Here is a 24692-nt window from a genome sequence, read left to right as displayed (position 1 = left end):
ATTATTTAATTAAGAAACATTAAAACAATAACGAACCTCTTAAATTTTTTGAATTAAAACATCACTCGAATCCATTCTTTATTGCATATTTCACCAGGCCGGCAATATTTCTTACGTCTAGCTTATTGAGGAGATTTTTCCGGTATGTTTCCACTGTGTGTGCGCTCAGGTAAAGTTTTGCGGCTATTTCGGAGGTGGTAAATTCCTTGGCTATCAGTTCCAATACTTCCTTTTCGCGGGAGGTAAGCTCCACTTCTTCAGGCTTTACTTCCTTATCCTTGAGTTTGTTTTTATAGCTGGCAATAAGCTTTTCTGTTACCTCATTGCTATAGAAAGTACTGCCGTCAGCCACCCTTCTGATTGCGGTCTCCAGTTCCTCCTTACCGGTATTTTTCAGAATGTATCCCTCGGCCCCGGCATCCAGAATCGCGGAAATCACATCCCCGTCAATGTCCATGGTAAGCATCACAACCTTGCAGTGAGGATATTTTTTCTTGATGGCGATAGTCGTTTCAAGGCCATTCATTACGGGCATTCGCATGTCCATAAGGATAATATCCGGTTGCTGTTTCAGCAGAAAGGCCATTACTTCTCCTCCAGTCAGTGCTTCTCCGATGATTTTGATGTCAGGTTCATTTTTAAGCAGAGATTTTATACCGTCCAGAAACATTTGATGGTCGTCAGCGATGAGTATTCGAATCATATTTTGTCAGGATTAAAATTGTATCGCAAGTTTAGCATTGTTTGCAGGGTTGGCATAATATGAAGCGTATTATTTCAATGGTTAAAAGTAAAATTTTTTCTTCAATATCAGATGGGCCAATGTCTTGGGCTTCCAAGAGTGGGAAAATATAACACATGCTTGATACCCAGACTCCAAATCTGTTCGTGGCTGGGTTTAATCATCCTCCCTCACTTCTCTTCCGGGCGACCGTTGAGCACGTGACCAGAAGTGAATCGCAATGTTCAGCAAATAATCTTTCAATACTTACTGAAACTTCAGATAAATATTTATATTTGCAACATGAATTACGAAGAAGGCAAAGAAAAGTTTATAGAGGCCTGGGGCACACTGGGATCAAGTTGGGGTATAAACCGCACGATGGCTTCGATACACGCCTTGCTGCTGATCTCGCCTGAACCGCTCAGCACCGAAGAAATAATGGCTGAACTGAATATCTCAAGGGGAAATGCCAACATGAATATACGTATGCTCATAGATTGGGGCATCGTATATAAGAAAATGAAAACCGGAGAGCGTAAAGAATATTTCGCCTCAGAAAAGGACATCTGGACCATCAGCAAACAGATTATCAGGGAGAGACGCAAACGGGAACTGGGCCCGATGCTGAAGGTGCTGGAAGAATTACACCAGGTTCCGGTAGAAGACAGCGCGAAAAGCCGTGAATTCAAGAAAATGACAAAGACACTTGAGCAGTTCGCAGGAAAAGCAGACAATGCCTTGGAGAAAATGATAAAGGCTGATGAACACTGGTTCCTGGGTTCTTTCCTGAATATTTTTAAGTAAAAATTTTGCCAAGTATTTTCAATTTATTCTGAAAGTTCAATACTAAAAATAAAAAAATGGAAACAATTATTTTAGGAAGGAAACCGAGGAAGACAGCGCCTTCAAACCGGGCAAAGTTGCTTCGCCATTACAATGAAGCCGGAATGGATTACCGCACGTGGAGTCGGGATTTCAACATGCATTTCGGATATTACAAGCCGGGTATGAACCCTCTGGACAGAAGAAAAATGCTTGAGCAAATGAATATGGAAGTGCTTCAAACCCTGGGACTACAGGGAGCCACAGGTTTGTGCATCCTGGACCTGGGTTGTGGGCTGGGTGCTACTGCAAGGACAGGTGCGAAGTCCTTTCCCGGAAATAACTTTCACGGAATTACGCTGGTAGACTGGCAGGTGCAAAAAGGTCGTGAGCTCATTAATAAACAAGGCCTTAGTGAAGCTGTAACGCTGCAGCGAGCAGATTATACGGCCACCCCTTTCCCGAATGGGTATGCAGATGCGACTTACGCCATTGAGAGTGCCTGCCATGATTCTTCGCCAAATAAAGAATGCTTTATTCAGGAAATGAGCCGGTTGCTAAAGCCGGACGGCCGATTTGCCATTGCTGATGCATTTCTCAAGACTCCCGAAGCCCAGTTTCATCCATTGTTGTATAAGGCCTACAATAAGATCTGTGATCACTGGGCTGTTCCTGGCATGGCTCAAATTAACCGCTTTGAAAAGCTGCTGAGAAAATATGACCTGACTGATATCTGCATAAAAGAAATCTCCCTGAACATTGCTCCGAGCGTACTTCATGCTCCTGCATTGGTCATCTGGTTTCTTATAAAAAACCTGCTAAAAGGTAAACTTCCTGGACCCACCACCCTTCAGCATTTAGAAGCTTGTTTGCTCAGCCCATTGATGGGACTTGCCCGCAAAAATTTCGGCTATTTCATTATCACAGGAAAAAAATTACACTGAGATGATAGCTTCCTTTCGCGTCAACACGATTAAAACCCTGGCCGTATTCACCGGCTTGGCGACTACTATCCTATTTTCACTTATCGCTATTTATGGCTTTGGTGACTATGGTTTTGCACTTTTTATAGTTCTTCCCTTTGTTTCCGGCTTTATTTCCGTTGTGGTGTACAGTTGGCCACAGCAAAGATCCATGAAGGAATGTGTGAGCATTGGGTTTCTCACGATTGGTATGGCGGGTTTTGTTCTATTCATCTTTGCCATTGAAGGGTTGATATGCCTGGTTATGGCTTCCCCTCTTCTTATTTTTCTGTGCTGGCTTGGCAGCATCAGTGGCTTTTGGTTGCAGCAATGGAGACATAGCCGGAAGTTACTTATGATCTTGCCTATTTGGCTAATAATACCAGCTACAATGGTAGTGGAGAATACACACCCACTTCCCTATCCGGAATATGCCGTGACTTCGCATGTATTGATTGATGCGACAACAGAGGAGGTTTGGGAAAACGTCATTGAATTTCCTGAGATAGGAAAACCTGATGAATGGCTATTCAGGGCAGGAATTGCATATCCCCTGAATGCCAGAATAGAAGGAGAAGGTGATGGAGCGATCCGCTATTGCAACTTTACCACCGGCAGTTTTGTCGAGCCCATAACCACCTGGAAAGTCAATGAAGTACTGGCCTTTGATGTGACAGAACAACCCGCTCCAATGCAGGAACTAAGTTTCCTGGCAATACATCCGCCACACCTGAACGGACATTTTCAATCCAGCCGTGGCCAATTTACGCTGACTAAAGTCTCGGCCAACCGTACGCTGTTGACTGGAACAACCTGGTATACATATCGCATCCGCCCTCAATTCTATTGGCACCTTTGGAGCGATTATATTATTCATAAAATCCACCTGCGCGTGCTAAGCCATATCCAGCACCAATCTGAGAACTAAAAAGGCATTAAAAAAGGGACACTGCGATCAGCCTCCCTTTATCATTTCATTGAATTACTCCAGCTATTTTTTCTCGAAATCCAGTGCAGCAGAGTTCAGACAATAGCGCAAGCCAGTAGGCTTTGGTCCGTCCTCAAATACATGTCCCAGATGAGAGCCACAACGGTTACATCTCACTTCTTCTCTCACCATGCCCAAGTTATAGTCCTTTTTAACCTGCACGTTTTCCTGTTCAACAGGTTTAAAGAAGCTTGGCCAGCCCGTTCCAGATTCAAATTTGGCCTCAGAATCAAAAAGGGGCAAACCACAGGCTACACATTTATAGAGACCTTTTTCGTGATTATCCCAATATTCATTTTTAAAAGGAGGCTCGGTTCCGCCCTGTCGTGTAATCTTGTATTGCTCAGGTGTCAGCACTTTCTTCCATTCATCTTCCGATTTTACAACGGTATCCTTCATGTCATAATTTTTGATTGAGTAAGTATTCTCCTGAGTTTCCTTGTTAACAACTGCTGATGCAGGAAGTTCTTCACTGTCCAGATCTCTGTACACTTTGTTGCCATCGCATCCGATCAAAATGAGACTAAAAAAAATAAAAAGGGCGGATATTTTCAATATATACATAAACAGGCTAATTCTGAATTAAAAATGGAAGTCAAAATTCTATGCCGAAATTGATAAACAGAGTTTTGAAAAGGCTTGCGTATATGTGTAAAAATTCAAAATGAGAAAAAAGAATGACCTTCTTATTCAACAATAGCGTGGCTATTCCGGGCGGCCAAGCCAACGGCCATCATGATCATGTAAGGAATCCTCCTCAAATTTCGGATCCACTTCTGGCTCATAATCCGGATTACTAAGTTCATTGAGATCCGGTTGTCCTGCATCTACCCAGGCCGTGTACCAATAGCTGCCAATAGCCACGATTGCCTTTCTCAGCCTTCGCTCTACCATTCCATCCAACCTCTTGTGGTACGCTTCACTATATTCTCTCGAATACACTTTGATTATCCGCGCACCTCTTTGCTCAAAAGAATATTTCTGATCCGGTGGGAATTCCTCATTTAACTGCCTTTCAAATCCCAGTACAGAATCTAAAGCCCGATGGCTTTCCAGCACTGCCCCCCACGCTGCTTCAAGTGGATCTTCTATATATCTGGCTTTGCCTGCAAAATAATCATAGTTATCTCCAAATAATTCTGGTAGTCTTGATTCCCACAAGCCATGTATTCCAACCTGTCCGGTCAATTGGCCATTATAGTTTTCCGTGGTGTGCAAAGGCACATGAGCATCTGCAACATAATGCCCAAGGTCAGCAGAGATTCGTAAGATGCGCTTCTGATCATTTTCCTTGAAAGCTTTTACGAGGCTGTAATAACTCCAATGAATGATCCATGGCACAATGCCATAGGCATTCAGTGTATCGGCTGAATATTTAGCCACCGCACTATCATATTTATGCGGAAATGAATCGAAAGGAAATGTGCCGTAATGATCAAGATCAATGTAATGCCGGGGAGCTTCTGATTCACTAACGAAACGTCTCTTATCAGCATCTACTGCGTGCTCTGAAACATAGTTCACCCAACTTTTATAGAATGGCAACATTTCGTAAGGCAAGGTAAACACAGCTACCTGATTTGCCTTTTTATGAGCCCAAAAGCCCCAAGAGTAGAGACTTGATGCGATGCACAAGCTGAGCCCGGTAAATAATATAAAGTATGAAGTCCGCATAAAATATTAAAGGCTCCACGAATATACTTCGTGGAGCCTTTAAACCTATACTCTCTAAGCTTACGCTATATTAATACTGCCAGAGGTCGTGTTCCCACTGGAACAACTCACTTTTAATTTTTTCAGATTCAAGTAAGGCCGCAAACGGGTCGTTCTTGAACTCTTCAAAATCCTTAATAGAATAATCGAATTCATTCGGCTCACGTACTATATAGCTGCTGAAAAGCCTCATCTCAAAAAAATCATAATAAGTTAAACGGGCAGCATCATTATGACGATTGAATATCTCATAATTCACAAGATAGTCCCGAAGCTCATCCCATTTCAACCAGAATAAAGGCTGCTCAGGCAGTTCTGCACCTTCGATCTCAGGTTTAAATATTGGCGCTATACCAATAATGCGAGAGAAAAACAATCCACTTTGTTTGTCAAAGATCCAATCTTCCATCATCCTGAACTTTATAATTTTTTCAGGCTGGTAAGGATTATATACAATCGAATCTATGTAATAGTATGGATCATCGGGGTCTGGATATATCTGCACTACCGACTCGGAGCCTCCTCTTTCCAGAACTTCTTCAGGAGTAAAAATAGAAGACAATGAGTCATTGCGATATGCTGTCAGACTTCCATCCGTTGCAGCAGAATAAACAATCTTGTTCAAGGGATTCTTCGGCCACTTTAAAGGCAAATTCTTCTTTTCCCGCGTATCAATAATACGCTCAATACGCTTGGACCATACAGCATCTGCCTCCCGAACATATCGGAATGGAATAGCTCTTCTTTCCTTTACCGCTTTCTTTTTATAGGTAAAGTCAAAGTAGTCAATTTGCGCATAGCCATCTGTTGATACCAACCCAGTTAGCATCAAAATGCAGAATACCTTTAAAATGTAGTTCCTCATAATATGTTCTTCTTATCTAACCTGTAAAACGATTCCGTTATCCAGCCTTTTTTCACCAACTCCGGCTGCTGCGGCATAGATATCTGTAACGATGATCTGATCACCCGGCCGTGCTTGTCCAAAAAAGGTTTTCATGCGTGAAGTAATGCGCCAGTCGTTAGACTTATCCATTAACATGTCTCCATTACGCGGCTGATAAATCAAAGTAAACCGCTGAACTCTAAAGTTTAATCCTTCAAACGCGAAGCCTTCTCCCAAATGGGAAATAATACCTTGCTGAGCACCAAGTTCTGCTTTGGTAATGGCTCCACTGGCTTTATTTCCAAAGTATGCAGTAGGTGCAGGAACCGGACGAATTCTGTATGTTGCAGAACCCATGGTCATGCTCCTCCCGTCCCCGGTTTGAACAGATGCAGAAATTGTTGTCGTCCGATCTTCCTTACTTCTTCCGCCCGTTACCTTAGCGATGTATCTACCATTCGATCCACTTAGTGTACCTCTGGACATACTCGCCCTGATCTTGTCAGGGGGGAAACCAGGAACAGAAATAGAGATAGGGTTCTCCAATCCGATATACAGCACATTCATGGCATCAGCTGAAATTGTAGCACTACCTTTAAATACCTGAATAGTAGTTTCAAAAGTATCTACTTTCTCCTCACCTTTCGCTCCTTTATAAGTGATCGTACCTTGGATGGTCTTAATACCCTCTGAACTGGGCTTCGCTATATATTTAGCGCTTCCGCCTGATACTTCTACCGGCTCTCCATTCACCTCGACTTTGAATTCCTGGGTACTGCTATACGCACCCATTTGTATATCTGCAGTAAATTCCTCACCAAGCATTACAAAATTTGAAGAGGTTCTTACCATAGGCTGAACCACATCAAAATTGATAATATCACCTTTTATGCTTTTGAACAAATAATTGATCAATTCTCCTTCGGCATTTCTCACGTCATTTTGAAGCTTTGCAAGCATTGTGATTGCTGCAGTCAGAGGAACATCTCTAAACATTTCACCTTGCCAGGTTTCCTTTTCTCCTGGAATCTTAGGATCTACAGCATCCAAAGGAATGGTAACTTCCGTCTGAGGTACCACAGAAAAATATTTTTGCCGTGTCTCCAGAACCTTCTGTTTCAGTTCCTTTCCAAGCGATCCTTCAGCAAGTTCACGCGTTGCTATATCCAGGTTCTTTTCATCTTCAATCCGGTTTTCATTTTCCGGATCCCGACCACCACCTTCTTTGATCATGTCTTGCTTAATCTTTTCAATGTATGTGTATAGCTCATTGCTATATTCTCTGACCTTTTCAGCCTTTTCCTTTATAGGCTGCACCCTTTCCGGGTCATCCTTAAGTTGTTGCTCAAAGGCCTGATAAATATCAGCATTCTTGCTTTCATAAGTGCTGGTGGTTCTTTCCAGACCATTATTTACAAGATTGAAAGCTCTTAATACCTCGGCCGAAACATTCATGGCCAAAAGAGCCGTGAGTACAAGGTACATCATATTAATCATTTGCTGCCGTAATGGCGGCACTTTTCCTACTGCCATAGTTTTCCTCTATTATTGGTTGTAAAAAATTAAAGAATAATTGTGGGTAAGAAAAGATTATTCCGACCTGGGAGGCGCCATGGCTGATAACATATTGCCATATACCGCATTCAGGCTCGAAAGATTCTTATTCAACTTATGGATCTCCGTCTTCAGGTGTGATGCAGTATCTTCTGAATCAGAAAGATTTTCAATTGTTTTACCAAGGCTGCCATAGAAATTACCCATTGCCTGGATATGTTTATTTGACTCCTGAAGCTCCATTTCATACACTTGATTCAGTTGTGCTAGCTTTTGAGTTACTGCAGTAACCTGACTGTTGTACTCTTTAGAGGCATCACCTGTATCACCTAAACTATTAATCGCCTCAATCGCACGACTATAAGATGAATTTACTTTCTGGATACTATCCGCAGCTTCATTTACTCGCTGAGTATACGTATCTGTTGCTAATGCCGCATCACTCACATTAGACATCCTGGATACATTTTCCGAGAGTGATTTTAGCCCATCTCCCAACTTGTTAATTGTATCCTGCTCAATTCTCGCTTCATCAAGCATTTTATCCAGTTCAGAAGTGAGTGACTTTCCTTTGGCGTCCTTAGCTTCTTTTCTCGCGTCCATTCCAGCAAGTTCCGGGTAAACCAAAGTCCAGTCCGGATCTTCACGAACGGGTTCAAACGCAGAAATGAAAAATATAAGGGCTTCGGTAGTAAGACCAACTCCCAACATCAAACCGGCAAATGGAAGGTGAAGAATCTTGAACATCGCGCCAAGGATTACCACACCTGCACCAATACCATAAATTCGGGCCATTGCAATTTTGAAGGCCTTACTGTTAAAAAAATTACCTGCTTTTGCCATTTGTTAGCTAGTTTTAGTTGTTAATGAATTAGAAAACGATTAGGTAAAGTAAAAAATTGTTGTCCCCCTGGAGAATCAGGTGAAACTATTTGTCTTTATTAGAGCGCCCCATATAGGTCATTACGCTTCTAAAGCCTACGTAGGACTTCGCAGTATCCTGAAATTCGTGGGAACGCGATCCTACCTGAATATAAAATGCTATATCTTTCCATGAACCGCCACGAATCACCTTGCGTTTCAATGCATCAGGATCAGTATCTTCAGCATCATAGCGAAAATCAGGATTCAAATCGTCTATTGTAGAATAGATGGATTCATCGTATGCACTTGATGTCCATTCTGATACATTTCCTGCCATGCAGTAAAGGCCATAGTCATTCGGAAAATAGGACAGCACCTTGACCGGATAAAGCCCTCCATCCTCAATATAATTGCCCCTCAAGGGTTTGAAGTTCGCAAGGAAACATCCTTTACTATTTCTTACATACGGCCCACCCCATGGATACTGGCTCAGTTCGCGATTGCCTCTTGCAGCATATTCCCATTCGGCTTCTGTGGGAAGACGGAAAGGGTTTACAATCGGTTCACCACCGCCTTCATAGTAGGAGTTAAGATATGCGGTCCGCCAGGCATTGAATGCATTGGCTTGTTTCCAGGAAACCCCGACAACAGGATAATTGTCATAGGCAGGATGCCAAAAATACGCCTGCGCCATTGGTTCATTAAAAGAATAAGTAAAATCCCTTACGAATGCTAAAGTATCAGGATAGACTGGAATTTCTTCCTCGATCTGAAATTCATTACGCGGTCTTGGGTTTTCCAAATACTTCCTTTTTGCCGCCTCCTGAATATCAAACCAGGTCCATGAGAAAATGAGTTTTCTGGTATCAAAAAGATTCGTTTTGATAACACGGTCATTTCCCTGATAAAACATGTCATACAACATATCGGCAATGTCAGGATCGGAATAATCAATTCTATTGGTTTCTCTCCAGTCAATCCTTTCATTTTCCTCGCCTTCATTGATAAGGTATTCGCCACCCATCGTTTTAGCTGCGATTGAATCCCGTACATAATACACAAATTGACGGTATTCATTATTGCTGATTTCGGTATCGTCCATATAAAAGGCCTGAACCGTAACCTGCTTTTGACGTGCAGTGATCGTTGACATGATGTCCTGATCGCTCAGCCCCATATGAAAAGATCCGGTAGGAATATAGACGGTACCATAAGGTTGTGGATGGAACCAGGGACTTCTGCCCTGAACACCTGTTAAATCTCCACTTCCGCCATTCAGTCCGCATCCTGTAAAGAATGCCACACCGATTCCAAGTAATAAAGTTGTGATCCACCTATTCATCATAAGCTCCAAATTTTCTTCCTTCTTCACGTAAAAATAATATCAATCTTAAGTTTTACCCTGAGTAGTTTTGACATAGCAAAGGAAACGCTTTACCAAATGTCATTATTGCCAATATCTATACTTTCTTACAAATGTCGGGAGTCAAACCGCTTTTCAGTAACCTCAACAAACTTGAGCTTGAAGCAATAATTGACGAATATTTCATGGGTCCCGGCAAACTGAATAAGTTCAGATGTTGTGATGTCGTAAGAATATCCTGCCCGTAAATTATCATTAATGTACATTCCTAATAGCAATGAAATTGCATCAGAAGACCTGTAGTTTAATCCGCCCCAGTACCTCTGATCCAAAAGAAGGTTGACATTAATATCAGCCTGTAAACTACCCTGACGTTTTAACAAGATATTTGGCTGAATATCCAAACGTCCTCCGGTGCGAAAATTATAACCTCCGGAAAGATAAAAACTCCTGATTAATCTGTAATCCGCACCTGCAATGGTTGTCCATTGAAATTTGCTTTGCAACAAATGTAGTGCCGATAAGCCTACATAATAATCCTCATTCCGCAAATAAACGCCCAGTCCCACATCCGGTACAAGATCACTTATTCCTGATGCCGGAACTAGAGGATCATTAGCTGTAATTGGTCTGAACTCACCATCCAGGGATTTCTGGAAAAGTCCTGCATTGAATCCTCCACTTATGGTTCCGATATCCAAATCATATTGATAATTAGCTGCGAACATCAGGCTCAATGATCGCTCAAAAACATGACCATCATTATAAATATCAAGGCCTAATCCGATCTTGTGATCTTTAAGAATAGTTAGGGGACTGTGAATATTAAAGGATTGCGTAACGGGGGCAGTTTCATCATCCGGCCCTGTCAAAGACGTCCATTGGTTGTGATAGACCAGATTGGCACATATTGCGTCTTTTGCCCCGGCATACGCAGGGTTATAGACGAGCTTGTTGAACATGTAGTGAGTAAAATATGGATCTTGCTGAGCTGCGGTTTCAATACTAAAGAAAAGCAAGATCAGAAGAAAGGGGTAGGTCTTCTTCATTCTATGTTGTGCTTGAGTTTTGGAAGGGTCAAATAAATGAAAAACCCACTAATAAAACAAGAGATGCCAATTAAAAAGTATGATTTCTCATACATCAGGTGTCTCTTTAAGATCAGAAACGCTACTTATTAACATTTCGTATGTACTGCTCCAGCGCCATTTTCATCGAGGGTGCTTCAAGCGTGGGTGCTTCTATGTTGAGACTGAGCCCTGCATTCTTCACTGCTTGACAAGTTGAGGGTCCAAATGCCGCTATGCGGGTAGAGTTCTGTTTAAAATCAGGAAAATTTTCAAACAACGACTTGATTCCTGAGGGACTGAAAAAAGCGATCACATCATAATTCACATCGGTTAAATCAGAAAGATCGCTTGATATGGTTTTATAGAGCACCGCTTCCGAGAATTTGAACTTGTTTTTTCTCAGAAATTCGGGAATCTCATTGGAACAGATATTTGACCGGGGAAAAAGAAATCTTTCTGCTTTGTGTTTCAACAAAATATCCAGAAGATCTTTATCCTTGGATTTTGGAAAGAAAACCTTTCTCTTGCGGTACGTAATAAACTTCTGAAGGTAAAGGGCAATCGCCTCTGATATGCAAAAATATTTTAGATCCGCAGATACTTCATGCCTGGTTTCTTCGCAGATCCTGAAAAAATTTTCGATCGCAGTTTTACTGGTCATAACAACCCCGGTATGGCCTACAACGGACACTTTCTCCTTTCTGAACTCTCTGGCAGGTACTGACTCTACATAGATGAATGGTCGAAAATCGATTTTCACTTTGTACTTGTCTGCGAGATCGAAATATGGTGATTGAGAACCGTTTGGTTCAGGTTGAGAAATTAAAATGCTCTTTACCCTCATATAATTTCAGCACTTATCAAGTTAGGTTGCAGAAATCCTTTAAATACAACTAAATACGGGGTGATTTCTACGGTGCAAAGATAGAAAAAGAAGTACAAGTTCCCATAAGTATAGTGTGTCCGCATCAGGGAGAAAATCCTTATCAACCTGTAAATGAATACAATTACAACAAGAACTGAGGCAATAGCCAGTAGTTCCGCCTCCCCGAAAAGGGTAAAATATGAAGCGGCCAACAACGGCAGCAAAGCCAAACCAAGGCTCTTGTTAAACAACAAAATTTCATGAAGATGAATGTTCGTGGTTTCAGAGGGAAAAAATATAATCCGGAAAAATATAATCAGGATAATCCTTGACAGGTAGAATACCACCACCAGGAGAAAAAGCCAGATCAACCTTTCAAAAGACTGGTTACCTACCAACCGGAAAAGCAGGAGCGCTACGCAGGATACGTAAATAATATCCAGCGCAACGGTGCTGAACCTCAAACCCAGCCGTCCATCATTAAGCAGCATCATCGAATGTCGTGCGCTGCTTACTCCGCGCAGCAGTCCCGAAATGAGGTCGGGGCTTGTGACCCGGACAATTGCGAAAAGTGCTGCCAATACCAAAAATAACAGAAACAAAAGACCATCAAGTGGTTGTGAAGCATTTCTTACTGTGGCTTCACCAATCTGTCTGATTGAATTTAAAAAGATGAATAGTTGTGAGTCCAACATCTATAGCTATGGTTGCATGATCATCTGGGCATCATCCATTAAACTCTAAATTTCTATTTTTCAATTCCATATTCTATTTCCACGCGGAAATATTCATCAATAACTCCAAGCTTTTTTATAAGGGACTTAGTGAGCTTTACGCGGGTATTTACTTCCGAATTGGGCAAGCCGCCAACTACCTTCACAAACGCAGAACGGCCATTCATGAGATTCGTAACCTGCAGTACCGTACCTGCCGGAGCTGAGGCATGCAGTGCAAGGAATTTATTGCTGATCAGGCTGCCATCATCTATCCATCCGGCTATTGCATTTTCCTCCACACGGGTCCAATAATGACCCTGAAATTCCTTCTCTTCTCTAGCAGCCGATTGAATAGCACCGTGAACCTCTTCGTAATCATTATCTCCTTTCACTATCAGAGGTGCTCTGGGAATGGAAGGTATAGCTGTATCGGCTGAATCCATTGCTATTGGTACCAAAATTCGTCCTTCTTCAGGAAAGAGGTACAGGCGCTGGCCAAGGTGAATCGTATCTGAAGAAAGTGCATTCCAGCTTTTCAGTTGCTCCACTGCTACCTTATAATTACGGGAAATGCTGTACAGCGTTTCCTCTTCTGCAACGACATGCTCTATCGCGCCTATTGGCAGCAATTCTTTCGCTTCGCTTTTTTCCTGATTCTTCATAACCGGCACAAAAACTATTGCGCCCAAAGGAATGACTTCACCCAGATCAGGATTCGCATCGCGAATAGCAGCAACAGGCACATTATAGATTCTGCTTATGGCAAAATAACCCTCCGCAGCCTGCACCTCATGTATAATATACTCTTTGCCATTGACCACCTTCAGGCCCAACGAATCCGGAGGTGAGCTATGTACATTTAAAAAAACGGTCAGGTTGAACAGTAAGATCAGGCAGGTTCTCATTCGATGCAATTAAAACAGACAAATAATTCTTTGCAAAATTCTATTTTAATAACGGCTATCCGATAAAAAATCTGCCTCTTGTTCACAACTTTCTATTCAGGTTGATGCCTGAACCTGTCGCGCCTGTATAAAAACTTAATATGATGTGATCGAATAATCTTCAAGGCAGCTCGTTTCTTCTCATCTGCTACCGATTTCCACGTATCAATTTCTAAGCTTTAAATATAAAATTATGTAATGCAGTGATCAACTTTTGACTTTAGATTCAAACTCCTTTGGAAGCTTCAGGCTTTTGCTCCTGCGACCCCCCCTGTATTTCAAGCTGTTTCTTCAGAGCTTCCAGAATCTTAATTTTTATCTTGTAATTTAAAATTAACTCGTCAATAATCTGCTCGTCTGCACCATTCGCAGTTATCTCTGCCATCAGATCTTTATATAATGAGTCAACGCGCTTATAATGATTCTTATACTCCTTCGATTCAGGATGCTGATCCCATGCATATTGCTGATCACCAGCGTTATTCGCAATATAGCTCATCCTGTAAATATGATAGTCAGCCGAAGTTTCCGGTCTGAGATCGCTTTGAGCAACAGCCGCGACAATGCCTTTGCGCTTCTCATCCTCCCATGTCCCGGATAGGAAGAATGTGGCAGCAACCACCCCCAGTAGGAATACCGCCACCATGCGCATCTGGCTTTGCCTAACATTGCCTTCGGAATTGTAGCAAGCTGACTTTTCGTTTGTCCCGGAAGAATCCAGGTTCGCACCGGTTCTTTTCCCTGAATTTGCAAAATTGTTCATGGCTGTCTGATTTTATCGTAGGTCAAATTTATCTTTTACCTTTCATAATTGGCGTTCTGTACCTGTATTTAACATTTGAGGTTGAACGACCTGATTCCTTAGCAGACGACATTTAGGCTAAAAAGGTTACTGAGAAAAAGACATCAATGGCCAAATCATCTTCTGTGCGGAAAATTACCGCACAAAAAAGCCGGCAGCGAAGGATCGGAGCCGGCTCTTTAAATTAATGCAAATGCACGTCAGCAATAGGATTCGTAGGCATGCGCAAGGTTTTGTGCGATAAGCGCAGCAGGACGGCCTTCTATCTGGTGGCGTTCCAGCATGTGTACCAACTTACCATTTCTGAAAAGCGCAATGCTGGGACTGGATGGCGGGTAAGGCAAAAGAAATTCGCGCGCCTTCTGGGTGGCCTCAGTATCCACTCCCGCAAAAACGGTAACGAGCCGCTCAGGCTTTTTATCGCTCTGAGACAGAGACATTTTAACACCGGGACGTGCATTTCCGGCAGCACAGCCGCACACTGAATTTACCACCAGCAACACGGTTCCCTCTTGTTCTTCAAGCACATTATCCACTTCTTCTGCTGAGGTAAGGTCCTCAAAACCTGAAGAAGTCAGGTCCAATTTCATCGGTTCAACTAATTCTGCAGGATACATATTTTCTACAATTTTAAAATTTGAAGTTTAAATTAAACAAGAACTCAATTCTTAAAAAAATTACATGAAACCGAGCTGAAGCCTTGCTACATCGCTCATCATGTCTTTGTCCCAGGGAGGATCAAAAGTGATTTCAATATCGCACTCGCTTACATCATGGATGCGCTCAATTTTGTCTTTGATTTCCGCAGGGAGCGTTTCAATGGCCGGGCAGTTGGGAGCCGTCACCGTCATCAGTACATGTACATGATTATTCTCCTTCACCTGGATATCGTAGATCAACCCAAGTTCGTAAACGTCTACCGGAATTTCAGGATCGTAGCAGGTTCTCAGCACATCCATCACCTGGTCCCGTACAGAAACCTCCTCTGCTGCTGTCTTGTCCTCTAGTCTTTCTTCTTTCATCATTTCTGTGTTTTCTGAGTTAAATGAGCCATGGCATCAAGTTTCATCTGCCGAATCATGGCGTTAAGTCCGTTTGACCGCTGCTGGCTGAGATGCGAACGCAAATTTATCTTATCCACAAAATTAAGTTCTGCCGCTACAACCTCCTCTGGCCGATGGCCTGAAAGCACGCGGATAAGCAAGGCGATAATGCCTTTGGTTATTACCGAATTGCTATCTGCTTCAAAATAAATGCGTTCGTCATTGTTCATATAGCTGCGAAGCCAGACAGTGCTCTGGCATCCTTTCACCACGTGCGCTTCGTTCTTAAAGGCTTCAGGAAACTCCGGCAGCTTTTTTCCCAGGTCAATGATGTATTCATATTGCATCATTGGCTCATCAAAAAGCTGGAACTCTTCTGTGATCTCCTCTTGTATTTGAGCAATGCCGGCCATTCTGTTTTTTTATTCCTAACTTATTTTTTATTGAATTATATTGATCTTGAAGTATTTAATTTTAAAATAACTAAATCCATTACCTCAATTTTTTTATTTTTCCGGCAATAGTCAGAGATCCTCTCTCACCGCAACATCTCAACCGCCCTTTTCACTCCTGCCACCAGGGCATCAATCTCCTCCTTTGTATTATACATAGCGAATGAAGCCCGGCAAGTACCGGCTATGTCAAACCTCTTCATCAGAGGCTGTGTACAATGGTGGCCGGTACGGATCGCAATTCCCAGTTTATCCAGTACAACACCAATATCATAAGGATGGATTTTATCCACAAGAAATGAAATGGCGCCTGCCTTTCTGGCAGCAGTTCCGATAAATCGCATTCCTTCGATCTCTCCGAGCCGCTGATGTCCATATTCCAGCAATTCCTGCTCATGGGTTCCAATGCTATCATATCCAATTTGCCTGATGTAACGTAGCGCCTCCGCCATCGCAATTCCCCCACAAATGTTGGGTGTTCCTGCCTCAAACTTATAGGGTAACTCGTTGTAGGTGGTTTTCTCAAAAGTTACGGATTGGATCATTTCTCCCCCACCCTGATACGGCTGCATTTTCTCAAGCAGGGCCTGCTTTCCATACAGCACTCCGATCCCTGTAGGACCATAAGCTTTATGGCCTGAAAATGCGAAAAAGTCACAATCCAGTTTCTTCACATCCACCGCCATGTGGGGAATAGCCTGAGCGCCATCAATCATCACCGGCACATCCAGAGCATGGGCTGCTTCTATTATTTCCTCTACCGGATTGATCGTTCCCAGGGCATTGGAAATATATACAACTGACACTAGCCGGGTTCTCTCATTCAGCAGCTTATGGAATGCTTCCATATCCAACTCCCCTGCATCATTTACCGGAATAATTTTCAGGTGTGCCTGCTTCTGTTCACAGAGCATTTGCCAGGGAACAATGTTGGAATGATGCTCCATTGTGGAGATAATGATCTCATCCCCGGCTTTTATATTTTCACGACCCCAGGCCTGGGCCACCAGATTCACAGCCTCAGTCGTTCCTCGTAAAAAATTAATTTCCTGCGGCTTAGCATTGATAAAATCAGCGATATAGCTTCGGGCGTTCTCATACTCGTTGGTGGCTTTTTCACTCAGATAATGTACACCGCGATGAATGTTACTGTTGTACTCCGAATAATATTTCCGAATGGCTTCCAGTACTTGTTGTGGCTTCTGAGAGGTAGCCGCATTATCCAGATAAACTAGCGGATTGCCATATACCTGTTGGCTCAGTATTGGAAAATTTTTACGAATCTCCTGGATATTAATGACTTCAGTTGCTACCGCCTTCATTTTTGCTTTTTAATTCTTAATGAGGACCTTTCAATTTCTCTTATAGATGCCAAACCCTCCAGGAGTTCAGTACCCTGGAGGGTTAGTTCTTATAGCTCAGATTTCGGTTGATCGAGCCTTTCATGCACCCACTCATTAATTCGATCCTTCAACGATGCAATTTTCACCTGTTCAACAATATCATTCACAAATGCCAGATTCAATAATGCCTTTGCCTGCAATCTATCAATTCCCCGTGTCTGCAGATAGAATACCGCATCCTCATCCTGCTGGCCCATTGTCGCTCCATGTGAACATTTTACATCATCTGCATAGATCTCCAACTGGGGTTTGGAATTGATGCTGGCTGCATCACTCATCAAAATATTCTTGTTGCTCTGAAATGCATTTGTTTTTTGTGCAGCGGGTTCCACAATGATTCGCCCATCAAAAACACCAACGCTCCTGTCAAACAACACACCTTTATACAACTGATTGCTGAAACAGCCCGGACTCGCATGGGTTACTAGGCTGTGATTATCTACGTGCTGTTTATCTCTGGTTATAAATAATCCAAAGAACCTGGAATTGCATCCTTCGCCATTCAGTTTAATATCAATATTGTTTCGCGTCAGCCTTCCCCCCAGGGTGATGGTGTTAGAAGCAAAAGTGCTGTTTCTTTCCTGGTGAACTTTTGTCGTCCCGATATGATAGGAGCTTTCATTCTCGTGCTGTATCTTGTAATAGTCTACGTTAGCCCCCTCTGCCATATCAAATTCTGTAAAAATATTGGTACACGCCTGCTGCGGTGTAATAGAGTGAAAGCTCTCTACCAAGGTTACCTGGCTATTGCCGCCTACCTTGATAATGGTTCGTGGCTGGGCAAGTGCCGGACCATCCTCATGGCTGTTAATGTATAGCAGATGTACCGGCTTTTCAATATTCTTTCCGTCCGGTACATGGATGTAGGCTCCTTCTATCGCATAGGCCGTATTCAGGAGGATAAAAGCTTCATTCCCTTCAGATCCGGCTTTGAAGTGTTCCTCAATTCGCTCCGGATTCTCTTCTGCCGCATCTGACAAAGGTTTTACGGTAACGTGCGCTGTATCTTTTATAACCGAAAGTTTTGGAGAAAACCAACCATTTAGGAATACCAGCCGGTCAGCATCCGCTTCAGGGATGAAAAATTCCCGGATATCCTCCAGGGTAATATCCTCATCGTGTACTGCAGTAACAGGCTGAAAATCCTGCTCCAGAAGTGTGCGCAGATTGGTATATTTCCATTCTTCCTGCCGGGGGTTTGGAAATCCAATGGCCTCAAATCTTTTTAGTGCAGATCTCCGCAAACTATGGATATGTGTGCGTGCCTGGCCATTCAGTTGTTTTTCCAGGTCATAAAACCTGGCCACCAACCGCTCCTTCAGTCCTGTTTTTTCTTCAGTATTTATCATAAGTCCTCATTCTGCGTTTAGGCTGCAACTTCATTCCTGATCCAGTCATAGCCATGCTCTTCAAGCTCCAGTGCCAATTCTTTCCCGCCTGATTTCACGATCTTCCCATCAAAAAGCACATGCACAAAATCCGGGGTGATATAGTTGAGCAATCGCTGATAATGGGTGATAATTAAAAATGCATTCTTCTCTGTTCTGAGTTTGTTTACCCCATTGGCCACCACGCGCAGGGCATCTATATCCAGTCCTGAATCTGTTTCATCTAATACCCCTAAAACAGGTTCCAGCATGGCCATCTGAAATATTTCATTGCGCTTTTTCTCGCCACCTGAAAAGCCTTCATTCAGCGAGCGCTTCATCATTTTCTCATCCATTTCTACCAGCTTCATTTTTTCCTTCATTCTTTTAAGGAATTGCATGGCATCCATCGGCTCTTGTCCTTTATGCTTGCGCACTGCGTTTACAGCCGTTTTGAGGAAATTAGTAACGCTGACACCGGGAATTTCTACAGGATATTGGAATGCAAGGAATACTCCTTCACGTGCCCGTTCTTCTGCGCTCATTTCCAGCAGGTCTTTGCCTGCAAATTCCACAGATCCCTGGGTGACTTCAAAATTCTCGTTGCCCGCGAGCACGGCAGCCAACGTGCTTTTGCCGGAACCATTCGGTCCCATTACCGCATGTATTTCGCCCGGCCTGATCTCCAGATCGAGGCCTTTGAGAATTTCTTTATCCTCAACTTTAGCGTGTAGATTTTTTATTTTGATCATTCTTAAATTTTCCGTTTTTTAAAAACCTGAATAATTTTTTGTCAAACTTTTAAAGTTGTATTTAGTCCGGAGAAGCTTCCATTCGTGGTCAGCACCTTTGACATCTTCTGCAGATCATAAACGCTGATCTCTGTAGAACTACCAAAATCAGATCTTTATCCTACTGAACCTTCCAGGCTGATAGCCAATAGTTTTTGTGCTTCAACGGCAAACTCCATCGGGAGCTGGTTGATCACCTCCTTGCAATACCCATTTACGATTAATGCTACTGCCTCTTCGGTATCAATTCCTCGCTGGTTACAGTAAAACAGGATGTCCTCCCCAATTTTAGAGGTGGTTGCTTCGTGCTCTATGTGGGCTGATTTATTGGCAATCTCCAGATAAGGAAAAGTATGTGCCCCACATTTATCGCCCAGAAGCATACTGTCGCACTGGCTGAAATTGCGGGCATTTTCCGCTCTTGGAAGCACCTTTACCAATCCACGATAACTGTTGCTGCTTCTGCCTGCAGATATGCCTTTCGATATGATGATGCTTTTGGTATTCTTGCCCACGTGCGTCATCTTGGTTCCTGTATCAGCCTGCTGGTGGTTATTGGTCAATGCCACAGAATAAAACTCTCCAACCGAATAATCGCCTTTCAGGATGACGCTGGGATATTTCCAGGTAATGGCGCTGCCCGTTTCCACTTGTGTCCAGCTTATCTTACTGTTATCTCCCATGCAGATTCCGCGCTTGGTAACAAAATTATAGATGCCACCCTTGCCCTCCTTATTACCCGGATACCAGTTTTGAACCGTACTGTATTTGATCTCCGCGTCTTTGTGCGCGATCAACTCAACCACTGCTGCATGAAGCTGATTCTCATCGCGCATCGGAGCGGTGCAACCTTCAAGATAGCTGACGTAGCTACCCTCATCCGCAATGATCAGGGTCCGTTCGAATTGCCCGGTATTACTGGCGTTGATGCGGAAATAGGTGCTCAATTCCATAGGGCAGCGAACGCCTTTGGGAACGTATACAAAAGAACCATCGCTGAATACTGCTGAATTGAGGCTGGCGTAAAAATTATCATTGGCCGGTACTACCGTTCCAAGATATTTACGCACCAGTTCAGGATAATCGCGAACTGCCTCGCTCATGGAACAGAATATCACGCCCATTTCCTTAAGCTTGCCTTTAAATGTTGTCGCGATGGACACACTGTCCAGCACAGCATCCACAGCCACACCAGCCAGCGCTTTTTGCTCGTCCAGCGGGATTCCAAGCTTTTTGAACGTTTCGAGGATCTCCGGGTCCACTTCATCCAGGCTCTTCAGCTTCTTCTTTTTGCTGGGAGCTGCGTAATAATGCAGGTCCTGAAAATCAATGGGTGGATGAGTGACTTTGGCCCACATCGGGTCCTTCATTTTTTTCCATTGGCCAAAGGCTTTCAGCCGCCAATTCGTCATCCACTCCGGCTCTCCCTTTTTTGCAGAAATAAACCGTACAATATCTTCATTCAAGCCTTTCGGAGCAAAATCCTGATCTATGTTCGATACGAACCCGTACTTATACTCACTGCCTGTAACTTTTTCAAGTAATTCCTGGTCGGAACTCATAATGCTTATTTAGACTGTTTCTAAATTGGCTGCAAAAGTAGGGCAAATAACATGGAATACCTTCCAAAGGGTATATAGCTTTTAATTGCTCTGATCATAAGCATTTTAAAGCCGAAATCAGCCGAAAAACGGATGAATATCCGGTAAAACCATACGAGCACTGTGGGCATCAGAATCCGGGTTTGCTTCTCTTCATTTAGGAGATGAACGGATTCACAAAAAAACCCCGGCCAGATATATCCGGCCAGGGCTTTTTTACGAATTAACTATTTATTCTGCTTATGCTCCTGTGGGGAAAAGCACTTGCTTGCGAAATTGCTTGGCGATGACCAGGTCTTTCCCTTCATGGGAATAGTCATAAAATCCTGATCCGGATTTTACGCCATGATGTCCTGCTGTTACCATTTTAATCAGCAATGGGCAAGGCGCAAATTTCATGTTGCCGAACTCATTTTGCAGCACCGTGAGAATGGAGAGGCAGACATCGAGGCCAATAAAGTCAGCAAGTTGAAGCGGTCCCATCGGGTGCGCCATTCCAAGCTTCATTACCGTATCAATTTCCTTTACACCAGCTACACCCTGAAAAAGCGTGTAAATAGCTTCATTGATCATCGGCATCAGGATGCGATTGGCTACAAAACCGGGATAGTCATTTACCTCTACCGGTACTTTTCCCAGTTCACGCGCCAGTTCCATAACCCGGTCGCCAGTTTCATCGCTGGTTGAATATCCTTTAATCACCTCCACCAGTTTCATTACCGGTACGGGATTCATAAAGTGCATTCCTACCACCTTCTCAGGCCGGTCAGTCACTGCTGCAATTTTTGTTATGGAAATTGAGGAAGTATTGGTTGCCAGGATGGAGTCGCGGCTCGCAAATTCATTGAGCTTCCTGAATATGTCCAGCTTCAGCTTTTCGTTTTCGGTAGCTGCTTCTATAATAAGGTCAGCATCTTTCATCGCAACCGCCAAATCTGTAGAGATGCTGATGTTGGCCAGCGTTCGTTGTTTATCTTCTTCCGTAATGCGCTCCTTGCTCACCTGCCGGTCAAGATTTTTGGTAATAGTGCTGAGCGCCCTGTTTAAAAAATCCTGGTACAGGTCATTCAGTATCACCTCATAGCCATTGGATGCAAAGACATGCGCAATCCCGTTTCCCATTGTTCCTGCACCGATTACTGCTATTTTTTTCATAATTACTCTTACAATTTATTTGATTCGCTGCAAATATAGCTGTCACAGCCTGCTGCACAGCACTCGTTAGCCATCCTTATGATGACAAATCAATTACCCACTTTAATAAGTTCGACATCAAAGATCAGGGTGCTGTTGGGTGGAATGGATTCTCCGGCCCCCCTTGAGCCATAAGCCAGACCGGGTGGAATATAAAAACGGTATTTCGATCCTTCCTTCATCAATTGCACACCTTCAGTCCATCCGGGGATTACCTGGTTTAGTCCAAAGGTAGCGGGCTGGCCGCGGTCATAGGAACTGTCGAATTTCTTCCCGCTGAGCAACCTTCCCTCATAATGCACGGTAACCTGATCGGTAGCACCCGGTTGTGCCCCCGTTCCTTCCTTGAGCACCTCATACTGAAGTCCGCTGGATGTTTCGGTTACTCCTTCTTTCTTCCTGTTTTCACTAAGAAATTTTTTCCCCTCTGCTGTGTTCTGATTCATGCTTTCTGTATTTTGAGTTTGGTTTTGATCCGGTGATTTTTCCATAAAATATGCCTGCAAAAACATATCTGCTTCTGCGCTGGGCAAACGCAATGAATCTTTAAGGTAAGCCGCTTTAAAAGCTTCAGCAAAAAGATCGAAATTGAAGCTGTCAATTTTCTGCTCCGCAAGATTCGCCCCGATGTTCACCCCCAGTGCATAGCTCAGGCTGTCAACCTCGTTTCGCATTTGCAGTAGCTCAACCTTCTCGGTCTTTCCCTTTTTCTTTTTGTCCTTCTTTTTCTTTTGGGCATAAGATGCAGTGCTTAAGCTACTAAAGGCCATTAGCATTGCGAGAAAAAAATACTTCATTTTGATTTGTTAAATTGTTGGAAATCGCTGCGAAAATAATGGTATCAGGCATGATGCCATCGGATGACAGGAGTTTATTTTGCAGATAGGTATGGTTCCTTTATGAACAATATCTTAATACCTCTAAAATAACAAAGGCTCTCCTGGTTAATTGAGAGCCTTTGAATCCTTACTTTCTTTTCCTTCCAATACGTGATTCAGGAAACCTGTATTACCTGACAACCAATTTCTGCCGAAGAGAGGTATTTTCTAAATTTAAAGTTACTAAATAAGTTCCGGCACTGAGGCCTGAAACGTCAAGAGTCAAATAATCTTCACCTCCGTCTATCCACCTTTGCAGAACGCGCCTTCCCATAAGATCCTGAACCATTACATGTATTGGCTGAGAGGCCGGGTAAATAATATTTACCTCGTTAACTGCCGGATTCGGGTAAATCCGAAAGCTTGGTCCTGCCCCGCTCTTTGCGACAGCGGAAGGTTCTTTCAACTGTAGGGAAGTTTTCGGATCGCCTATCACCACATCCATCCAGGAGAGTACTGCAGAAGCCATTCCGAAAGATTCTGCCATATTGTATGGCTCATCTGCATCTTCATCAGTATACCGGCTGAAGAGCACAGAAACATCGGCCAGCGCGAATGAAAAGGGTTCATATACATAACCTTTCACGGCACTCACGCCCTCTTCCACCAGATCAGCAATGCGGGATTGCCAGCCGATCGTATTGCTGCTCTCAAAGCTGCGCCCGCTGGTAGAAACATAGGTTTCTGCTATAGAGCCTTTTGCCCAGATATTCCCGGGCCTGGCCCAGGTAGTTACTGCATGGGCATCCTGATCATTGCTTCCCCAGCTTGCATATCCAAGCACATTTCTCTGTCCGGTTACGAAAACGGTATCGTCATTCAGCAAGGTTTCCCAATTATTCGCTTTCAATACAGTTGCCACCTGGCCAAGTCGCTGGTTCAACTGCTGGTAGGATTGGCCTGCCGTATTCCACTTTGGCGCCTGATCAAGTACAAAGGTTGCCGAATCGCGGTTCACGGCCTGGCTGGGGCCTCCATTATCTACAAGCCTAAAAACGTCCTGCTGCGTGTACCCATCCAGGCGCGTTACGAGGAATACACCAAATTTGTTGCGTGTAAAATGCTCATTCTTCTGAAAATATGGATTTTGGATGGCCAGGGAGTCTCCGATATAGGGAGCGTAAGGGCCGAGAATCAAAGCTAATTCGCTCTCTACTGATGCCCTGTGGTAGCCGAAAGGAACACCGCCCCAGTTTGCAGACGAGTCCCTGGCAATACCCAGCGGGACACCTTTAGTAGTTACAAGATAATTCAGATCGCCCAGGAGGTTATTTGCAGTGATATAATCCTCCACCTGCTGACGAAGATCATCAAACTCCGCAGAAGAAATTTGCTCTTTTTCAGGAACATTTATCTTAATAATGTTCTTCTCAGGAATATTTCTTTCCTGGCTGAAATATTCTCCGATAGCAAGAGAAACTGTGCTGTTGGAGTTTACGATCACGGCCACGTCATTATAATTGGTTTGGGCCAATATGTGGCCGGGCAGAAAAGCCATAAGAAGCAGAAGCAGCGAGTAGTATTTATTCATTTTACCTGGATTTTAAGTGTATATTGAATATTGCAGCAAAGGAAGTTTGCCATTATTTATCAAAAATTTAAAGCAATAGGTTTTTGTGCCAGATGTAAGGTTTCATAGCTTTTTTAAAAATATTATTTTGCATTTAACAATTTTTAATAAGGCATGAGA

At 43.3% G+C, this 24692-nt stretch carries 25 protein-coding genes; 3 read left to right on the top strand and 22 right to left on the bottom strand.

The features are described from left to right. Nucleotides 1-61: 61 nt before the first annotated feature. Nucleotides 62-703, bottom strand: coding sequence for a response regulator transcription factor (locus WD077_15970; GenBank protein ID MEX0968730.1), 642 nt, complete (start codon nucleotides 701-703; stop codon nucleotides 62-64). Nucleotides 704-1024: 321 nt separating this feature from the next. Here WD077_15970 and WD077_15965 point away from each other — a divergent pair, with 321 nt between their 5' ends. Genes WD077_15965 through WD077_15955 form a run of 3 tightly spaced genes read left to right on the top strand, consistent with a single transcriptional unit; the run spans nucleotide 1025 to nucleotide 3436 of the window. Further along, nucleotides 1025-1528 carry a transcriptional regulator gene (locus tag WD077_15965; protein MEX0968729.1) on the top strand — a complete coding sequence of 168 codons (504 nt, stop codon included), beginning with the start codon at nucleotides 1025-1027 and terminating at the stop codon, nucleotides 1526-1528. A 56-nt stretch (nucleotides 1529-1584) separates the two neighbouring features. Next, entirely contained in the window at nucleotides 1585-2490 is a 906-nt protein-coding gene (locus tag WD077_15960; protein ID MEX0968728.1) for a methyltransferase domain-containing protein, read from the top strand. A 1-nt stretch (nucleotide 2491) separates the two neighbouring features. Beyond that, on the top strand, nucleotides 2492-3436 hold the full coding sequence (locus tag WD077_15955; GenBank protein MEX0968727.1) for a hypothetical protein: 945 nt from the start codon (nucleotides 2492-2494) through the stop codon (nucleotides 3434-3436). Between the two features lie 63 nt (nucleotides 3437-3499). On the opposite strand, the gene msrB is transcribed toward WD077_15955, so the two are convergent. From msrB to WD077_15850, 21 genes are all read right to left on the bottom strand, one after another. Continuing rightward, on the bottom strand, nucleotides 3500-4060 hold the full coding sequence (gene msrB / locus WD077_15950; GenBank protein MEX0968726.1) for a peptide-methionine (R)-S-oxide reductase MsrB: 561 nt from the start codon (nucleotides 4058-4060) through the stop codon (nucleotides 3500-3502). A gap of 141 nt (nucleotides 4061-4201) precedes the next feature. Further along, on the bottom strand, nucleotides 4202-5170 hold the full coding sequence (locus tag WD077_15945) for a zinc dependent phospholipase C family protein (GenBank protein MEX0968725.1): 969 nt from the start codon (nucleotides 5168-5170) through the stop codon (nucleotides 4202-4204). Nucleotides 5171-5240: 70 nt separating this feature from the next. Next, on the bottom strand, nucleotides 5241-6074 hold the full coding sequence (gldN, locus tag WD077_15940; protein MEX0968724.1) for a gliding motility protein GldN: 834 nt from the start codon (nucleotides 6072-6074) through the stop codon (nucleotides 5241-5243). A gap of 12 nt (nucleotides 6075-6086) precedes the next feature. After that, nucleotides 6087-7628, bottom strand: coding sequence for a gliding motility protein GldM (gldM, locus tag WD077_15935; GenBank protein MEX0968723.1), 1542 nt, complete (start codon nucleotides 7626-7628; stop codon nucleotides 6087-6089). A gap of 57 nt (nucleotides 7629-7685) precedes the next feature. Then, nucleotides 7686-8492 (bottom strand): gliding motility protein GldL, encoded by an 807-nt coding sequence (gene gldL, locus WD077_15930; protein MEX0968722.1) that lies wholly within the window; start codon nucleotides 8490-8492, stop codon nucleotides 7686-7688. Between the two features lie 85 nt (nucleotides 8493-8577). Further along, nucleotides 8578-9858, bottom strand: a complete 1281-nt coding sequence (locus WD077_15925) for an SUMF1/EgtB/PvdO family nonheme iron enzyme (GenBank protein MEX0968721.1) — start codon at nucleotides 9856-9858, stop codon at nucleotides 8578-8580. A 125-nt stretch (nucleotides 9859-9983) separates the two neighbouring features. Continuing rightward, entirely contained in the window at nucleotides 9984-10925 is a 942-nt protein-coding gene (locus WD077_15920) for a type IX secretion system membrane protein PorP/SprF (protein MEX0968720.1), read from the bottom strand. Between the two features lie 121 nt (nucleotides 10926-11046). Next, nucleotides 11047-11790, bottom strand: a complete 744-nt coding sequence (locus WD077_15915) for a uroporphyrinogen-III synthase (protein MEX0968719.1) — start codon at nucleotides 11788-11790, stop codon at nucleotides 11047-11049. Further along, complete coding sequence (locus WD077_15910; protein MEX0968718.1) at nucleotides 11787-12506, bottom strand: DUF4271 domain-containing protein; 720 nt, start codon at nucleotides 12504-12506, stop codon at nucleotides 11787-11789. The genes WD077_15915 and WD077_15910 overlap by 4 nt, the downstream gene beginning before the upstream one ends. Before the next feature lie 53 nt (nucleotides 12507-12559). Further along, entirely contained in the window at nucleotides 12560-13432 is an 873-nt protein-coding gene (locus WD077_15905) for a LysM peptidoglycan-binding domain-containing protein (protein ID MEX0968717.1), read from the bottom strand. Nucleotides 13433-13697: 265 nt separating this feature from the next. Further along, a complete protein-coding gene (locus WD077_15900) occupies nucleotides 13698-14234 on the bottom strand; it encodes a hypothetical protein (GenBank protein ID MEX0968716.1) in 537 nt (178 codons plus the stop codon). 239 nt (nucleotides 14235-14473) lie between these two features. Next, nucleotides 14474-14890: a BrxA/BrxB family bacilliredoxin gene (locus WD077_15895; GenBank protein ID MEX0968715.1), complete on the bottom strand. Its 417-nt coding sequence runs from the start codon at nucleotides 14888-14890 to the stop codon at nucleotides 14474-14476. Between the two features lie 60 nt (nucleotides 14891-14950). Beyond that, nucleotides 14951-15298 (bottom strand): iron-sulfur cluster assembly protein, encoded by a 348-nt coding sequence (locus WD077_15890; protein ID MEX0968714.1) that lies wholly within the window; start codon nucleotides 15296-15298, stop codon nucleotides 14951-14953. Beyond that, nucleotides 15295-15729, bottom strand: coding sequence for a SufE family protein (locus WD077_15885; protein MEX0968713.1), 435 nt, complete (start codon nucleotides 15727-15729; stop codon nucleotides 15295-15297). Before WD077_15885 ends, WD077_15890 begins: the two co-directional genes overlap by 4 nt. Before the next feature lie 125 nt (nucleotides 15730-15854). Further along, nucleotides 15855-17090 carry a cysteine desulfurase gene (locus tag WD077_15880; protein MEX0968712.1) on the bottom strand — a complete coding sequence of 412 codons (1236 nt, stop codon included), beginning with the start codon at nucleotides 17088-17090 and terminating at the stop codon, nucleotides 15855-15857. An 89-nt stretch (nucleotides 17091-17179) separates the two neighbouring features. Next, complete coding sequence (gene sufD / locus WD077_15875; protein MEX0968711.1) at nucleotides 17180-18520, bottom strand: Fe-S cluster assembly protein SufD; 1341 nt, start codon at nucleotides 18518-18520, stop codon at nucleotides 17180-17182. A 17-nt stretch (nucleotides 18521-18537) separates the two neighbouring features. Further along, entirely contained in the window at nucleotides 18538-19290 is a 753-nt protein-coding gene (sufC, locus tag WD077_15870; GenBank protein ID MEX0968710.1) for a Fe-S cluster assembly ATPase SufC, read from the bottom strand. Between the two features lie 155 nt (nucleotides 19291-19445). After that, nucleotides 19446-20891: a Fe-S cluster assembly protein SufB gene (gene sufB / locus WD077_15865; GenBank protein MEX0968709.1), complete on the bottom strand. Its 1446-nt coding sequence runs from the start codon at nucleotides 20889-20891 to the stop codon at nucleotides 19446-19448. A gap of 279 nt (nucleotides 20892-21170) precedes the next feature. Further along, a complete protein-coding gene (locus WD077_15860; protein MEX0968708.1) occupies nucleotides 21171-22085 on the bottom strand; it encodes a 3-hydroxybutyryl-CoA dehydrogenase in 915 nt (304 codons plus the stop codon). Nucleotides 22086-22174: 89 nt separating this feature from the next. Further along, nucleotides 22175-22798 carry an FKBP-type peptidyl-prolyl cis-trans isomerase gene (locus tag WD077_15855; GenBank protein ID MEX0968707.1) on the bottom strand — a complete coding sequence of 208 codons (624 nt, stop codon included), beginning with the start codon at nucleotides 22796-22798 and terminating at the stop codon, nucleotides 22175-22177. Nucleotides 22799-23132: 334 nt separating this feature from the next. Then, nucleotides 23133-24533, bottom strand: coding sequence for a TIGR03790 family protein (locus tag WD077_15850; GenBank protein MEX0968706.1), 1401 nt, complete (start codon nucleotides 24531-24533; stop codon nucleotides 23133-23135). Nucleotides 24534-24692: the final 159 nt, after the last annotated feature.

The sequence above is a fragment of the Bacteroidia bacterium genome, assembly GCA_040880525.1.
Lineage (GTDB): Bacteria > Bacteroidota > Bacteroidia > CAILMK01 > JBBDIG01 > JBBDIG01.
This window is presented reverse-complemented; position numbering and strand designations above follow the sequence as displayed.

Coding starts and splice junctions, on each gene's coding strand:
- WD077_15970 (MEX0968730.1), bottom strand. CDS start 703: ATGATTCGAATACTCATCGCTGACGACCATCAAATGTTTCTGGACGGT.
- WD077_15965 (MEX0968729.1), top strand. CDS start 1,025: ATGAATTACGAAGAAGGCAAAGAAAAGTTTATAGAGGCCTGGGGCACA.
- WD077_15960 (MEX0968728.1), top strand. CDS start 1,585: ATGGAAACAATTATTTTAGGAAGGAAACCGAGGAAGACAGCGCCTTCA.
- WD077_15955 (MEX0968727.1), top strand. CDS start 2,492: ATGATAGCTTCCTTTCGCGTCAACACGATTAAAACCCTGGCCGTATTC.
- msrB (MEX0968726.1), bottom strand. CDS start 4,060: ATGTATATATTGAAAATATCCGCCCTTTTTATTTTTTTTAGTCTCATT.
- WD077_15945 (MEX0968725.1), bottom strand. CDS start 5,170: ATGCGGACTTCATACTTTATATTATTTACCGGGCTCAGCTTGTGCATC.
- gldN (MEX0968724.1), bottom strand. CDS start 6,074: ATGAGGAACTACATTTTAAAGGTATTCTGCATTTTGATGCTAACTGGG.
- gldM (MEX0968723.1), bottom strand. CDS start 7,628: ATGGCAGTAGGAAAAGTGCCGCCATTACGGCAGCAAATGATTAATATG.
- gldL (MEX0968722.1), bottom strand. CDS start 8,492: ATGGCAAAAGCAGGTAATTTTTTTAACAGTAAGGCCTTCAAAATTGCA.
- WD077_15925 (MEX0968721.1), bottom strand. CDS start 9,858: ATGATGAATAGGTGGATCACAACTTTATTACTTGGAATCGGTGTGGCA.
- WD077_15920 (MEX0968720.1), bottom strand. CDS start 10,925: ATGAAGAAGACCTACCCCTTTCTTCTGATCTTGCTTTTCTTTAGTATT.
- WD077_15915 (MEX0968719.1), bottom strand. CDS start 11,790: ATGAGGGTAAAGAGCATTTTAATTTCTCAACCTGAACCAAACGGTTCT.
- WD077_15910 (MEX0968718.1), bottom strand. CDS start 12,506: ATGTTGGACTCACAACTATTCATCTTTTTAAATTCAATCAGACAGATT.
- WD077_15905 (MEX0968717.1), bottom strand. CDS start 13,432: ATGAGAACCTGCCTGATCTTACTGTTCAACCTGACCGTTTTTTTAAAT.
- WD077_15900 (MEX0968716.1), bottom strand. CDS start 14,234: ATGAACAATTTTGCAAATTCAGGGAAAAGAACCGGTGCGAACCTGGAT.
- WD077_15895 (MEX0968715.1), bottom strand. CDS start 14,890: ATGTATCCTGCAGAATTAGTTGAACCGATGAAATTGGACCTGACTTCT.
- WD077_15890 (MEX0968714.1), bottom strand. CDS start 15,298: ATGATGAAAGAAGAAAGACTAGAGGACAAGACAGCAGCAGAGGAGGTT.
- WD077_15885 (MEX0968713.1), bottom strand. CDS start 15,729: ATGGCCGGCATTGCTCAAATACAAGAGGAGATCACAGAAGAGTTCCAG.
- WD077_15880 (MEX0968712.1), bottom strand. CDS start 17,090: ATGAAGGCGGTAGCAACTGAAGTCATTAATATCCAGGAGATTCGTAAA.
- sufD (MEX0968711.1), bottom strand. CDS start 18,520: ATGATAAATACTGAAGAAAAAACAGGACTGAAGGAGCGGTTGGTGGCC.
- sufC (MEX0968710.1), bottom strand. CDS start 19,290: ATGATCAAAATAAAAAATCTACACGCTAAAGTTGAGGATAAAGAAATT.
- sufB (MEX0968709.1), bottom strand. CDS start 20,891: ATGAGTTCCGACCAGGAATTACTTGAAAAAGTTACAGGCAGTGAGTAT.
- WD077_15860 (MEX0968708.1), bottom strand. CDS start 22,085: ATGAAAAAAATAGCAGTAATCGGTGCAGGAACAATGGGAAACGGGATT.
- WD077_15855 (MEX0968707.1), bottom strand. CDS start 22,798: ATGCGAAACGAGGTTGACAGCCTGAGCTATGCACTGGGGGTGAACATC.
- WD077_15850 (MEX0968706.1), bottom strand. CDS start 24,533: ATGAATAAATACTACTCGCTGCTTCTGCTTCTTATGGCTTTTCTGCCC.